We start from the raw sequence: 12875 nt of genomic DNA on the forward strand, positions 1-12875 counted from the left end.
GTTGCGCGCTTTCCGGGTTCACGTCCGGTTCAAAAGCGGCGCCGAAAAGCGCGCCCGTGGGCGCGCTTCCTTGTTATGCGGTCGCGCTCTCGTCGAACGCTGACCGGTTACTGCGTTGCTGATTCAATGCTTGCCTCACTGCGGCTGGTAGATCGAATCGAACACGCCGCCGTCCGCGAAATGCGTCTTCTGCGCGTTGGCCCAGCCGCCGAACGTGTCGTCGACCGTATAGAGCTTGAGCTTCGGGAACTTCGCCGTGAGCGCCGCGGGCACCTTGTTCGAGCGAGGACGGTAGAAGTTCTTCGCGGCGATCTCCTGGCCCTGCTCGCTGTAGAGGAACTGCAGGTACGCCTCGGCTTGCTTGCGCGTGCCGCGCTTGTCGACGACCTTGTCGACCACGGCGACCGGCGGCTCGGCGAGGATGCTAACCGAAGGCACGACGATCTCGAACTTGTCCGGGCCGAACTCCTTGAGCGAGAGGAAGGCTTCGTTTTCCCAGGCGATCAGCACGTCGCCGATATCGCGCTGCACGAAGCTCGTCGTCGCGCCACGCGCGCCCGAATCGAGCACGCCCGCATTCTTGTAGAGCTTCGTCACGAACTCCTTCGCCTTCTGCTCGTTGCCGCCCGGCTGGTGCAGCGCGTACGCCCACGCCGCGAGGTAGTTCCAGCGCGCGCCGCCCGAGGTCTTGGGGTTCGGCGTGACGATCGAGACGCCGGGCCTCGTCAGATCGTCCCAGTCCTTGATGTGCTTCGGATTGCCCTTCCTCACGAGGAACACGATGGTCGACGTGTACGGCGAGGCGTTGTCGGGCAGACGCTTTTGCCAGTCCTTCGCGACGATCCCCTTGTTGGCGAGCGCGTCGATGTCCCAGGCGAGCGCGAGCGTCACGACGTCGGCCTGCAGGCCGTCGAGCACCGAGCGCGCCTGCGCGCCCGAGCCGCCATGCGACTGCTTGATGGTGAGCGTCTCGCCCGTCTTCGCCTTCCACTCTTTGATGAACGCGTCGTTGATGTCCTGATACAGCTCCCGCGTCGGATCGTAGGACACATTGAGCAGCGCCGTATCCGCGTGAGCCGTGCCGGCCAAGCCCGCGAAGCCGACGAGCGGCGCCATGCCGATGACCAGTCTTGCCGCCAGCGTTTTCAACCAGCCTGCGCGCCCCGTGTTGCTCGTGCCCATCTATCTGTTCTCCGTTCTCGTGGGTGGTTCTCAGCTAACGATGGAGGCCAGTCTAGCGATCTGCTTACATCATTAAAAATAATGTTTCTTCATTTTTTAATACGCAAAAGTGGTAAGGGCAGAGGAAGTCACTGCCACAGCGTGTTTTCGTCTGCCTGAACGCTGGTGAGCGATGCTATGGCGGCGGCCGGATGACGAACTTCAAGTAACACTTGAAAAGCGGCGAGTACTGTATAAAAATACAGTCACCTGTTTAAACATACAGTGGCGCCATGACCAAACTCACCGCACGACAGCAGCAGGTTTTCGATCTGATCCGCCGGGCGATCGAGCGCACGGGGTTCCCGCCCACGCGCGCGGAAATCGCGGCGGAGCTCGGTTTCAGCTCGGCCAACTCCGCTGAGGAGCATCTGCGCGCGCTGGCCCGCAAGGGCGTGATCGAGCTGGCTGCGGGCGCCTCGCGTGGCATCCGCCTGATGCCTGGGCCCGACGACCTGCCGCACCAGTTCACGCTGCCGCACCCGAGCATCATGCAGCTCTCGCTGCCGCTCGTCGGCCGTGTCGCGGCGGGCAGCCCGATCCTCGCGCAGGAGCACATCTCGCAGAACTACATGTGCGACCCGGCGCTCTTCTCGAGCCGCCCCGACTACCTGCTGAAGGTCCGCGGGCTCTCGATGCGTGACGCGGGCATTCTCGACGGCGACCTGCTTGCCGTGCAGAAGAAGAGCGAGGCGAAAGACGGCCAGATCATCGTGGCGCGCCTTGGCGACGACGTCACCGTGAAGCGCCTGAAGCGCCGCCCGAACGGCGTCGAGCTGATCGCCGAAAACCCCGACTACGAGAACATTTTCGTCGAGGCCGGCAGCGCGGATTTCGCGCTCGAAGGCATTGCAGTCGGCCTGATTCGCCCCACCGAATTCTGACGAATTCCGACGAATTTCGAATGCCCCCCGTCTTCTGGAGAGAGAGCCATGGAACGCCTTGCCCGCTTGCTGCCCTTCCGTCAATTCGGCCGTCTGCGCCATCTTCGTGGGCTCGCCTCGTGCGCGGTACGCGAAGTGCGTGCATCGGCAGCCGCGCTGAACGGCTCGCTCTTCGAAGACACGCCCGAAATGGTGGCGGCGAGCGCGGCCGACCTGCCCGTGCTGCCCTCGGCCCAGCCGGCGTTCGCACGCGTCTCGCTCAACAGCACGCTGAACACCGATCACCCCATGCGCCGCGCACCCGTGCGCGTCTATCAGGGTCCGTCGCGGCTCATCCTGGTCGGCACGATGGACGCGGTGTGCCGTGCAATCGACCGCTGCATCGCCGAACAGCAAAGCGACCTGCCTGCGGCGCTCGCGGAGTAAATGCGCGAGACAAGTTTTGAAGCAAAAGAGCGATGCTGGGGATCGTTTTCGCCGGGTTGCGGTCAACACCGTGTTTGAACGATTTGCCCGAACCCTGCCCCGATGACGGAATCCCTCGCGAACTCTCGTAAGACCCAAGGCTGGAAGAAAACCGTTGCAATCACGGTCGCTGCGGCCATGATCGTGGCCGCGTTCGGCTATGCGTACGCATCGCCCTATATCGCGGTGAAACGCATGAAGGCTGCTGCCGACGCGCGCGACGCAGCCACGCTAAACGAGTACGTCGATTACCCTGCGCTGCGCGTGAGCTTGAAGCAACAGGTTGGCGACATGCTGCACCGGCGTATCGAAGCGCAGCACAGCAGCAATCCGCTCCTGATCCTGGGCGCGGTAATCGGTGCGGCTCTGATCGGGCCGCTCGTCGATGCTTACGCAACCCCGGAGGGCGTCGCTGCGTTGCTCGACGGCATGCCGCCCACGGGCAAGCCCGGCGAACACCCTCAAACGCCGCCGCAAGATTCGAGCGCGCAGCCCGCGCCGGCAGCGCCTCAGGCCGCGCCGCCGACCCCGGCGGCATCCGGTAATGCCGCGCCCGAACCGCGGCCGGTCACCACGGCCGGCTATCGCGGCCTCAACGAATTCGCGCTGACGTGGGAGCGCAGTGACACGGGTGAGCACTACGCCGCAATCCTGCAGCGCCATGGGCTCTTCTCGTGGAAGCTCGCAGCGGTCGAACTAAACGAAGGCGGCGCCTCGAACTGAAGCGGATATGAAGCGCAAGCGCACCGGTTCGGGGCGAAGCGGTGCGCGAGGCTCGCGCGCCGCGCATACGCGGCGCATGCCGCGCGCCCCCCTATGCGGCAGCTTGCTGCTGCTTCTCCTCGGCTGCCGAAGAGCACGCCACCAGAATGCTGCACGACACGCGGTCGAGCAGCGGCGTGTTGCCCGCGCCCATCCACCAGCGCGAGAGCCCCGTGCGGCAGCGATGGCCCACCACCACGAGGTCGACGTGGAGTTCATTGGCCAGATTCGCGATTTCATCGATCGGGTGCCCGAACGCGAAGTGCCCCTGTGCGCGCACGCCGCGCTCGGTCAGCCAGTCCACGCCCTCCTGGAGGATTTCGCGAGCCGTTTCCTCGAAGCGGCCACAAGCCACATCGGTGAGCAGGCCGGCGCTCTGGGCGATCGTCGAACGCATGTCAACGACCGAAAGCAAGTGCGTTTCCGCCTGTAAATCCAGCGCCAGATCGGCGCCGCAGCGCAGCGCCTTGCGGCCTTCGCGCGAGCCGTCGTAACAGAGCAGAATTTTTTTGTAGCTCGCCATGATCACATCTCCCTGCCCGCATGACTTGCAGGCTGTGCGATTCTCATGATGGTGCGCCGCAATTGCGCACGCAAGGGCTGGAAAACGCCAGGTCACCATCGGTAAACGCCAGATTCCGCCGCCCTCGCGCACGCGGCCTGCACGACGCCACAATGCTTGCCGTGACAGGCATTCACGCGAGCGGCCCGGAACGCCCCGAAGCGGCCGCCCACTCGCCGCGCGGCAATGCACTAGAATAGGCCGCCTTGTTTTGTGCGTTTTTGTGCGTCGTGCGCTTCGCGCACCGCCCGTTCGACTCACGCTCAACTGGTCCATGCCCGCACCCGCAATCGAATTCGAGCAGGTCATCAAACACTATGGAGACAGGACGGTCGTCAACGGCCTGTCGTTTGACGTCGTCCCCGGCGAATGCTTCGGGTTGCTCGGCCCGAACGGCGCGGGCAAGACCACGACGTTGCGCATGCTGCTAGGCATCGTGACGCCGGATGCGGGACGCATCAGCCTGTGCGGCGAACCCGTGCCGGCGCGCGCGCGCCACGCCCGCCAGCGCGTGGGCGTCGTGCCGCAGTTCGACAATCTCGACCCCGACTTCACCGTGCGCGAGAACCTGCTCGTGTTCGGCCGCTACTTTGGCTTGTCCGCGCGCGAAACGAAGGCGCTCGTCGCGCCGCTGCTCGAATTCGCGCGCCTCGAAAGCAAGGCCGACGCACGCGTGGGTGAACTCTCGGGCGGCATGCGCCGCCGTCTCACGCTCGCACGCGCGCTCGTCAACGACCCCGACGTGCTCGTGATGGACGAGCCCACCACCGGTCTCGATCCGCAGGCGCGCCATCTGATCTGGGAACGGCTGCGCTCACTGCTCGCGCGCGGCAAGACGATTCTGCTCACCACGCATTTCATGGAGGAGGCCGAACGACTTTGCAATCGCGTCTGCGTGATCGAGGAAGGTCGCAAGATCGCCGAGGGTGCGCCCAAGGCGCTGATCGAATCGGAGATCGGCTGCGACGTGATCGAAGTCTACGGCCCGAACCCCGCCTCGCTGCGCGACGAGCTCGCGGGCGATGCAAAGCGCACCGAGATCAGCGGCGAGACGCTGTTCTGCTACGTCGACGACCCTGCGCCCGTGCATGCGAAGCTGCGCCATCGCTCGGACCTGCGCTACCTGCACCGGCCCGCGAATCTCGAAGACGTGTTCCTGCGGCTCACCGGCCGCGAGATGCAGGATTGACAGCGGCAGCGCCAACAAGGACACCATGCAGACACGCACCAACCACCCCGCGCCCGTTCGCCCTGCCCCCGCGGCCCTGCGCGAATCGCGCGCCGCGCTGCCTTCGAATGCCACGCACTGGATGGCCGTGTGGCGGCGCAACTATCTGGTCTGGCGCAAGCTCGCCATCGCGTCGATGTTCGGCAACCTCGCCGATCCGATGATTTATCTGTTCGGCCTGGGTTTCGGCCTCGGGCTGATGGTCGGGCACGTCGAGGGCGTGTCGTACATCGCGTTTCTCGCGGCGGGCACGGTGTCGTCGTCGGTGATGATGTCGGCGAGCTTCGAGTCGATGTATTCGGGCTTTTCGCGCATGCACGTGCAGCGCACGTGGGAGGCGATCATGCACACGCCGCTCTCGCTCGGCGACATCGTGCTCGGCGAGGTCATGTGGGCCGCGAGCAAGTCGATGCTCTCGGGCGCGGCGATCATGCTGGTGGCGGGCTTGCTCGGCTACGCGAGCTTCCCTTCGATGCTGCTCGCGCTACCCGTGATCGCGCTCGCGGGCCTCGCGTTCGCGAGCTGCGCGATGATCGTCACCGCGCTCGCGCCGTCCTACGACTTCTTCATGTTCTATCAGACGCTCGTGCTCACGCCGATGCTGCTGCTCTCCGGCGTGTTCTTTCCGATCACGCAGTTGCCTGCCGCCGCGCAGCACATCACGCTGATGCTGCCGCTCGCGCACGCCGTGGCGCTGATTCGCCCCGCGATGCTCGACCGGCCCGTCGAACAGGCCGGCCTGCATCTGCTCGTGCTCGCGCTCTACGTGGTGGTGCCGTTCGCGGTCGCTTCGGTGCTGTTTCGCCGGCGCATGATGCGCTGAGCGTGAAGCTCAATCCTCGTCGTCCCCCCAGGGAATATCGACGTCCGAAATAAACGCGACCGTCGCGAACGGGCCGCCTTCCTGACGGCCGACCTTGCCGTCGGCGCGGTGCCATTCCACGCGAAACATCGTCGACTGGGTCTGCGCGAGCAGACGCACCGTGCGGATTTCTTCGGGGTCCGAATCCTCCACCGGGCCGTCGAGCGAGATCAGCAGCGCCTGCGGCCAGAGGCCTTCGGCCGGGTCGTAGATGCGATCGCCATCGGGAATCGAAGTATGGGCCTCGACGCCGATGGTGGCCGACGCCTCGACGATCATCTTGCCGAGCGCGCGCAGCACCGCCGTCGCGCGGGCCGAATTGGCCTGCCGGATGGCTAGATCGCCGCGTGTGAGCGCCTGCTCGAGTTTCGGATTGGTTTTTTGCTGTGCCATGCTGGTTTTCGGGCCGTGGCCCGCTCCTTGGCGGACGGCGAGCCGTCCGCGTGTTACGTGAATGCCAACGCAGCGCACACGCGCCTGCCCGGCCGCGCCGGCGTCAGAATCCCAACGCGAGCGTCGCTAGCCCCCCGACGATGCCGAACAGCACCACCGTCGTGCCGACGAGCGCGAGCACGCGCGGCCGGAACGAGCCCGCGAGCATCGCGAACGACGGCACGCTCACGGGTGGCAGCGTCATGAGGAGCGCGCCGGCCGGCCCCACGCCCATGCCGAGCGCGAGCATCGCCTGGATGATGGGCACCTCGCCGGCCGTGGGGATCACGAACAGCATTCCGGCAACGGCGAACGCGACGATCCAGCCGAGGCTGCTCGTCACTTCCGGTCCGATATGCGGGAAGAGCCACGCGCGCGCGGCGCCGAGCAGCAGCACAAGCACGATGTACTCGGGGATGAGGCGCACGGCCATGCGCGCGAAAATGCGCAGCCAGCGCACGAAGACGTTGCCGCCTTCTGCCTGCTGCTGCGTGAGCTGCGCGAGACGGTCGTCGGCGGCGCGCGTTTCCTCGGGCGTAACGAGGCGGTTGCAGAGCCAGCCGAGGCCGAACACCATCAGCACGCCCAGCACGAGACGCAGCGCGCTCCACTGCCAGCCGATCACGAAGCCCATGAACACGAGCGTGGCGGGATTGAGCACCGAGTTGCCAAGCCAGAACGCAATCGCGCCGCCCGCCGAAGCATTGCGCGCACGCAGGCCCACGACCACGGGTGCAGCGCAACAGGTGCACATCATGCCAGGCACGGCGAGCAGCCCGCCCGCCGCGACGCTGCCAAAGCCGCGCCGGCCCAGCACGCGCGCGACCCACTGCACGGGCAGGAGGGCCTGCACGGCCGAGCCGAGCAACAGGCCGAGCACCATGGCTTGCCAGATCGCCTTGCCGTAGGCGAACGCGTAGTCGAGCGCGGCGCGCAACGAAGGCGCGGGGGCGCTGTCCGCGCCTCCCATCAGGATCGATTTGCCGATGGAGTGCGTCTCCTCGGCCGTGAACGCGCGGTGATAGTAGGGAAACCACTTCACGTAGAAGAGGCCAGCCACGGCCAGCAAAATGAAGATGGGCCAGCCGTACGACGGGGGCGATTGCGCCGGACGTGCGCTCGTCATTGTGATTTTCTCCGGGATTGGGCGTGTGGGGCGGCGGGTTTAGGCCTTTGTCGCGCGAAGGCACGCTCGCACGAAGTGCGTCGTCCACGCGCGATAAGGGTCCCAACAGGCGCATGCTGGATCGTAGTGTATGCCTTGCGAATCGCCAACGACTTTGGCGCAGCGCCGGCGGCGCGATGCCGGTGACGAACGGCCCCGGCAAACCTCGCCGTGCGGCCCGAGCAAGCGCCGCGCGGGCCCGCTTACGGAGCGGGATTCGGCTGCTGCTCGTGCAGCGCGTCGATCTGCGCGAGCACCTCGGGCGAGAGCTTCACGTCGACGCTGGCGATATTTTCCTTCAGCTGGTCGAGCGAGGTCGCGCCGATCAGATTGCTCGTGACAAACGGCCGGCTGTTCACGAACGCGAGCGCGAACTGCGCCGGCGTATAGCCGTGAGCTTTCGCGAGCGCGACGTAGCGCGAAGTCGCGGCCAGCGCCTCGGGCTTGCTGTAGCGCTTGAAGCGCTCGAACAACGTGATGCGCGCGCCTTCCGGCCGCGCCCCGCCCTCGTACTTGCCCGTGAGCCAGCCGAACGCGAGCGGCGAATAGGCGAGCAGCCCCACGCCATCGCGGTGCGTGAATTCGGACAAACCGCTCTCGAACGTGCGGTTGAGCAGGCTATACGGATTCTGGATGCTCACGATGCGCGGCAGCCCGAGCTTTTCCGCGGCGCGCAGGAATTGCGCGACACCCCAGGGCGTTTCGTTCGATACGCCGATGTGGCGGATCTTGCCGGCCTTGACGAACCCGGCGAGCACGTCGAGCGTTTCCTCGATGGGAACCGTATAAGCGTCGTCGATATACGGGTAGGCGATCCGGCCGAACGTCATCGTGCTGCGATCAGGCCAATGCAGCTGGTACAGGTCGACGTAATCGGTCTGTAGACGCTTGAGGCTGCCGTCGAGCGCTTCGGTCAGATTCTTGCGATCGAACTGGTTTTGCGCACCGCGAATGTGCTGCGGATTATGCGGCTGGCGCGCCGGCCCCGTAATCTTGGTGGTGAGCACGATGCGCTCGCGCGCCGCGCGATGCTGCGCGAGCCACGTCCCGATATAGCGCTCGGTGAGCCCCTGGGTTTCGGGGCGCGGCGGCACGGGGTACATCTCAGCGGCGTCGATCAGCGTGACGCCATGATCGAGCGCGTAATCGATCTGTTCGTGCGCCTCGCGCTCCGTGTTCTGCTCGCCCCATGTCATCGTACCGAGCCCGATCAGGCTCACCTTGACGCCAGTGTCGCCGAGTGTGCGGTATTCCATCGAAACGTCATCCATCAGTGCGGTTGGGGAAACGGGAAACTGCCGCGGCGCCCAAACATGTTTAAGGATGCTCGCGAAGCGCCGCGGGCGGTCGACTGGAAACCGGACACCGCTGGGCCGGTCCTGCCTTGCGCGGTTCGCCGGGCTGCGCGACAGCGCACGCCTGCGGGCCGACGCGCTCGACCACCCGGTTCGAATCGCTCACCAGATAGTGCTGGCCGCCTACGCCCACCCAGTGATAGCTGTGCGGCGGCAGTTTGAGATTGTACTGGCACCAATCGTCGGCCGGCTATTCGCGCTCGCGGTACTCGGGCGACGCGATCGCCGTGGCCCAGGTGGGGCAGCGGCGCGTCGGACGGCCGATGATTGGCGGGCCGCCACGATATCCGTTCGGCCCCGGACGGGGCGGCGGTTGCGCGAACGACCAGACGACGGCACGCCGCGACGCCGTTCGCCACAGACGTGCCAGAATCCGCGAAAGCGGCCACGAGGAGACATCGCCATGGAAAACCGACGCAGCTACGAGTACATGGGATTCAACATGACGGCTGGTGTGGACGGCGACCACGAAGCGGGCTTTTTCGTCTCGATGCAGACGATCCACAGCCTCACGGCGAACGAAAGCGCCAACGTGCCGGTGGATGGCATCGCAGCCGGCCGCTTCCCCACCCAGAACAACGCGTTTGATGCAGCCTTCGACCGCATGCGCGAAGCGATCGACCAGCGCGTGCGCGCCGCGTCCTGAACGGCAGCGCCAGAAAACAGAAAGCCGGATGTCGAAACGACATCCGGCTTTCCCGCCGCCTCTTTGACGGGCGGCACGGTAACTTCAGCGCGGCTTACTGACCGAAGTAGACCGATTGCGGGCCTGCGGCCTTCACGTGGCTGCCCGACTGCGAAGTCGAGCCGGCAACGCCGCCGAAAGCCGTTTGGGCGCCTTGTTCCTGGGCGCGCTCGCTGGCGACGGTCTGGGCGCTCTGGCCGCGTTGCGAAGCCGGTGCGCCGACGTCCGGGCGATAGAACGGTGCCGGACCGTAGCCGCTGGCGAACGCCGGAGCGGCAACAGAAGCGGTAGCTGCGACCAGCAGCGCTGCGATGAGTTTGGTCTTCATGGTGGACTCCAATATCAGGTTCAGTTGCGGATCGGGATGGCGCCGCGCCTGGGAGGTCTTTGCCCATGAGCTGCGTCAACGAGACCTAGTGTATACACCTACTATCAGAAAATAATCGCGATAATCCGAATTTACTATTCTGCATTCGGAAACAATCTCGTCAGGCAATCCTGGCGGGGCTGAGCGACGTACAGACCCTAAAAAAGCACCCGAAAAAATTTGCGCATCGCACAAAATCCATCGTGGATCACATAATGCCGGGAGGGTCTTTGGCGCGCAAAAGGTTCTCTGGAAGCGCTTCCCGCGGTGCAACCGGCAAATTGGCGCAGCGCGCAAAGGGCAGGAGCGGCTAGGCCCGTATGCGCTAGAATGCAAGGTTGATCCACGTCAGCCGCCTCCTATTGCCATGTCTGCCAACCGTCAAGCCAGCCCTCGACGCGTTTCCGTCGCGCCGATGATGGACTGGACCGATCGCCACTGCCGCTCGCTGCATCGATTCATCTCCCGGCACACGTGGCTGTATACGGAGATGGTGACGACGGGCGCCCTGCTCCACGGCGACGTTCCGCGCCACCTCGCCTTTACGCCAGCCGAGGCGCCGGTGGCGCTGCAGCTCGGCGGCAGCGAGCCCGAAGACCTCGCGCGCGCGGCGAAGCTTGGCGAGCAATGGGGCTACGACGAAATCAACCTCAACTGCGGGTGCCCCTCCGAGCGCGTGCAGCGCGGCGCTTTCGGCGCGTGCCTGATGAAGGAGCCGCAACTCGTGGCGGACTGCGTGAAGGCGATGCGCGACGTCGTTTCGGTGCCGGTCACGGTGAAGCACCGCATTGGCGTCGACGCGGTGGAGGACTATGCGTTCGTGCGCGATTTCGTCGGCACGATTGCCGAAGCGGGCTGCGACGTCTTCATCGTCCATGCGCGCAATGCCATCCTGAAGGGGTTGAGCCCGAAGGAAAACCGCGAGATCCCCCCGCTGAAGCACGACTACGCGTACCAGCTCAAGCGCGACTTCCCGCAGCTCGAGATCATCATCAACGGCGGCATCAAGACGCTCGATGAAGTCGAACAGCATTTGCAGCACGTCGATGGCGTGATGCTCGGCCGCGAGGCCTATCACAACCCCTACGTGCTCGCCGACGTCGACGCGCGCTTCTACGGTGCAACCGATGCGCCGCTCATCCGCGACGAGGTAGAAGCCCGGCTCCTGGCGTACTGCGCGAGTGAGATCGCGCGCGGCACGTACCTGGGTGCGATCACACGGCATGCGTTGGGCCTGTACCGCGGCGTGGCCGGCGCGCGTGGCTGGCGCCGCGTGCTCTCGGACAGCCGCAAGCTCGCGAAAGCCGATCTGGCCATCTTCGAAGAAGCCCGCGAACATCTGCGTGTTCCGGATGAAATTCTTGGATAAAGGGCTAGGCAAGTCTGCTTTGGTATGTATATAATCTTGCTTCTTGATTGACGCCGCCTTCAAAGCAGCGCTGATCGGGAAAACAGCGGTGGCTGTAGCTCAGTTGGTAGAGTCCAGGATTGTGATTCCTGTTGTCGTGGGTTCGAGTCCCATCAGCCACCCCAAAGAATTCAGCAGTCGAAAAATGAGCCCGCACTGGTTGCGGGCTTTTTTGCGTCTGCATGCGGCCGTTCGGAACGGAGCCGAAACGCGGAACGCGTCGCTGTGCGCGCTGCACGTCACTGCCAGAAACACCAGGAAACGCGCTTGAGCTTCGAGGAATACTACAAACGGCTGAAGCTGCCGGGCACGGCGTCGCCAGCGGAAATCAAGCGCGCCTACCGGCGATTGCGCGCGAAGTACCACCCCGATCGCAACAAGGGGCGCGAAGCGGCGGTCGAGCCGGTCTTCAAGCTCATTCAGGAAGCGTTCGAGATTCTGACCGGCAAGCGCGCAGCGCCGTCAGCCAACCCTGCCGCGCCGGCGAACAAGAGCCCCTCCGAGGAACCCTCGCCGCGCGAACGCCGCACGTCTTTCCCCTTGCGCGGCGCGAACTGCCTGGTCGAACTCTTCGTGCCGCTCGAACTGGCCATCAATGGCGGCGGCGTCGAGGCCCACTACCCAGTGAAAGGTCCGTGCCATGCCTGCCAGCAGGAAGGCGGCGCAGTGCATTGCGAGACGTGTCTCGGCAGCGGCGTGAGGACCTGGCGAAAGTCACAAATCGTTGAGATTCCCTGCGGCGCCTGGGACGGCCAGCGCCTCGCCGTCCCAGGCGGCGGCCATCCCGGCGTGAACGGCGGCCCGCCAGGCGACGCGATTTTCTCTGTCTCGATCGTCTGCGGCTCGGCCTTCACGCGCAACGGGCTCGATCTCGCCTGTGAGCTTCCAGTCGACTTCGTGACGGCCATGCTGGGCGGCAACGTCGAAGCGAACGTCCTGGGCCGCACACTCGAAGTGAAGATTCCAGCAAACGCGAATTCCGGTACGCCAATCCGCTTGCCTGGGCTTGGGCTCTCGGACCGTAACGGCGCACGCGGGAACCTGACACTGCAACTGGTGCTCACGATGCCGGCAGCAGCCGCGCACCTGACCAGCGCCGAGCGGCAACAACTGCGCGAAATATTCGCCGATGCACAGCGCCGATCCAGACTGTCGCCCTCCGCGAACGTGCAAGGAGGCAAACGCTAGCGCGTTTGCGCTCCCCGCGAATCAACCCACGCACGCGCCGCTTCGAAGCCCGCTTCGGCGGCGGCGTGCTCGGTGCACCAAAGGCGCGTGATATGCACGAGCTGCCAGTCCGCCACAACGGCTTCGCCCTGCCGCACACGATAGTGCGCCTTCACGCCCGTGAGCACCTGCTCGACCGCGACTTCGATGTCGTAGTCCTTGTAGCGCTCCTGGTAGTCGCCCATGTCGATGCCCTTCGGCTCCATGATCGCCTCTCCGTCGTCTTACGACGGTCCATCGTAGCACTTCCCT

Annotated in this window: 15 protein-coding genes, 1 tRNA gene and 1 pseudogene; 9 read left to right on the forward strand and 8 right to left on the reverse strand. The window is 65.2% G+C overall.

The window, feature by feature from the left end; translation table 11 throughout:
- Positions 1–135: 135 nt before the first annotated feature.
- Complete coding sequence (locus VMJ11_RS12005; RefSeq protein ID WP_325619627.1) at positions 136–1182, reverse strand: sulfate ABC transporter substrate-binding protein; 1047 nt, start codon at positions 1180–1182, stop codon at positions 136–138.
- 272 nt (positions 1183–1454) lie between these two features.
- Between VMJ11_RS12005 and lexA the strand changes: the two genes are divergently transcribed.
- The 3 genes from lexA to VMJ11_RS12020 all read left to right on the forward strand — a co-directional run bounded on the left by lexA (position 1455) and on the right by VMJ11_RS12020 (position 3293).
- The gene (gene lexA / locus VMJ11_RS12010; RefSeq protein ID WP_325619628.1) at positions 1455–2105 is read left to right on the forward strand and encodes a transcriptional repressor LexA; all 651 of its coding nucleotides are present in this window, start codon (positions 1455–1457) and stop codon (positions 2103–2105) included.
- 48 nt (positions 2106–2153) lie between these two features.
- Entirely contained in the window at positions 2154–2531 is a 378-nt protein-coding gene (locus VMJ11_RS12015) for a hypothetical protein (RefSeq protein ID WP_325619629.1), read from the forward strand.
- Between the two features lie 102 nt (positions 2532–2633).
- Positions 2634–3293, forward strand: a complete 660-nt coding sequence (locus tag VMJ11_RS12020) for a DUF2939 domain-containing protein (protein ID WP_325619630.1) — start codon at positions 2634–2636, stop codon at positions 3291–3293.
- Between the two features lie 91 nt (positions 3294–3384).
- Here VMJ11_RS12020 and VMJ11_RS12025 read toward each other — a convergent pair whose 3' ends face one another.
- Positions 3385–3855, reverse strand: a complete 471-nt coding sequence (locus VMJ11_RS12025) for a universal stress protein (protein WP_325619631.1) — start codon at positions 3853–3855, stop codon at positions 3385–3387.
- A gap of 313 nt (positions 3856–4168) precedes the next feature.
- Between VMJ11_RS12025 and nodI the strand changes: the two genes are divergently transcribed.
- The gene (gene nodI, locus VMJ11_RS12030; protein WP_325619632.1) at positions 4169–5083 is read left to right on the forward strand and encodes a nodulation factor ABC transporter ATP-binding protein NodI; all 915 of its coding nucleotides are present in this window, start codon (positions 4169–4171) and stop codon (positions 5081–5083) included.
- A gap of 25 nt (positions 5084–5108) precedes the next feature.
- Positions 5109–5945 carry an ABC transporter permease gene (locus tag VMJ11_RS12035; RefSeq protein ID WP_325619633.1) on the forward strand — a complete coding sequence of 279 codons (837 nt, stop codon included), beginning with the start codon at positions 5109–5111 and terminating at the stop codon, positions 5943–5945.
- A 9-nt stretch (positions 5946–5954) separates the two neighbouring features.
- Here the strand turns inward: VMJ11_RS12035 and VMJ11_RS12040 are convergent, their stop codons facing one another.
- The 4 genes and pseudogenes from VMJ11_RS12040 to VMJ11_RS34465 form a co-directional block, all read right to left on the reverse strand.
- On the reverse strand, positions 5955–6377 hold the full coding sequence (locus tag VMJ11_RS12040) for a hypothetical protein (RefSeq protein WP_325619634.1): 423 nt from the start codon (positions 6375–6377) through the stop codon (positions 5955–5957).
- Positions 6378–6480: 103 nt separating this feature from the next.
- Entirely contained in the window at positions 6481–7542 is a 1062-nt protein-coding gene (locus VMJ11_RS12045; protein WP_325619635.1) for a permease, read from the reverse strand.
- A gap of 242 nt (positions 7543–7784) precedes the next feature.
- Entirely contained in the window at positions 7785–8837 is a 1053-nt protein-coding gene (locus VMJ11_RS12050; protein ID WP_325619636.1) for an NADP(H)-dependent aldo-keto reductase, read from the reverse strand.
- Between the two features lie 61 nt (positions 8838–8898).
- Positions 8899–9108, reverse strand: a pseudogene (locus tag VMJ11_RS34465) (RcnB family protein); the annotation flags it as partial.
- A gap of 231 nt (positions 9109–9339) precedes the next feature.
- Between VMJ11_RS34465 and VMJ11_RS12055 the strand changes: the two are divergent.
- Positions 9340–9582, forward strand: a complete 243-nt coding sequence (locus tag VMJ11_RS12055) for a hypothetical protein (RefSeq protein WP_325619637.1) — start codon at positions 9340–9342, stop codon at positions 9580–9582.
- 94 nt (positions 9583–9676) lie between these two features.
- Here VMJ11_RS12055 and VMJ11_RS12060 read toward each other — a convergent pair whose 3' ends face one another.
- Positions 9677–9949 (reverse strand): hypothetical protein, encoded by a 273-nt coding sequence (locus VMJ11_RS12060; protein WP_325619638.1) that lies wholly within the window; start codon positions 9947–9949, stop codon positions 9677–9679.
- A 406-nt stretch (positions 9950–10355) separates the two neighbouring features.
- On the opposite strand from VMJ11_RS12060, the gene dusA reads away from it, so the two are divergent.
- The 3 genes from dusA to VMJ11_RS12075 all read left to right on the forward strand — a co-directional run bounded on the left by dusA (position 10356) and on the right by VMJ11_RS12075 (position 12584).
- Positions 10356–11357 carry a tRNA dihydrouridine(20/20a) synthase DusA gene (dusA, locus tag VMJ11_RS12065; RefSeq protein WP_325619639.1) on the forward strand — a complete coding sequence of 334 codons (1002 nt, stop codon included), beginning with the start codon at positions 10356–10358 and terminating at the stop codon, positions 11355–11357.
- Between the two features lie 88 nt (positions 11358–11445).
- Positions 11446–11521, forward strand: a tRNA-His gene (locus VMJ11_RS12070).
- Positions 11522–11663: 142 nt separating this feature from the next.
- The gene (locus tag VMJ11_RS12075) at positions 11664–12584 is read left to right on the forward strand and encodes a DnaJ C-terminal domain-containing protein (RefSeq protein ID WP_325619640.1); all 921 of its coding nucleotides are present in this window, start codon (positions 11664–11666) and stop codon (positions 12582–12584) included.
- Here VMJ11_RS12075 and VMJ11_RS12080 read toward each other — a convergent pair.
- A complete protein-coding gene (locus VMJ11_RS12080; protein ID WP_325619641.1) occupies positions 12581–12829 on the reverse strand; it encodes a hypothetical protein in 249 nt (82 codons plus the stop codon). The two genes, VMJ11_RS12075 and VMJ11_RS12080, sit on opposite strands and share 4 nt — an antisense overlap.
- Between the last annotated feature and the right edge of the window lie 46 nt (positions 12830–12875).

It is taken from the genome of Paraburkholderia sp. (assembly GCF_035501035.1).
Classification (GTDB): Bacteria; Pseudomonadota; Gammaproteobacteria; order Burkholderiales; family Burkholderiaceae; genus Paraburkholderia.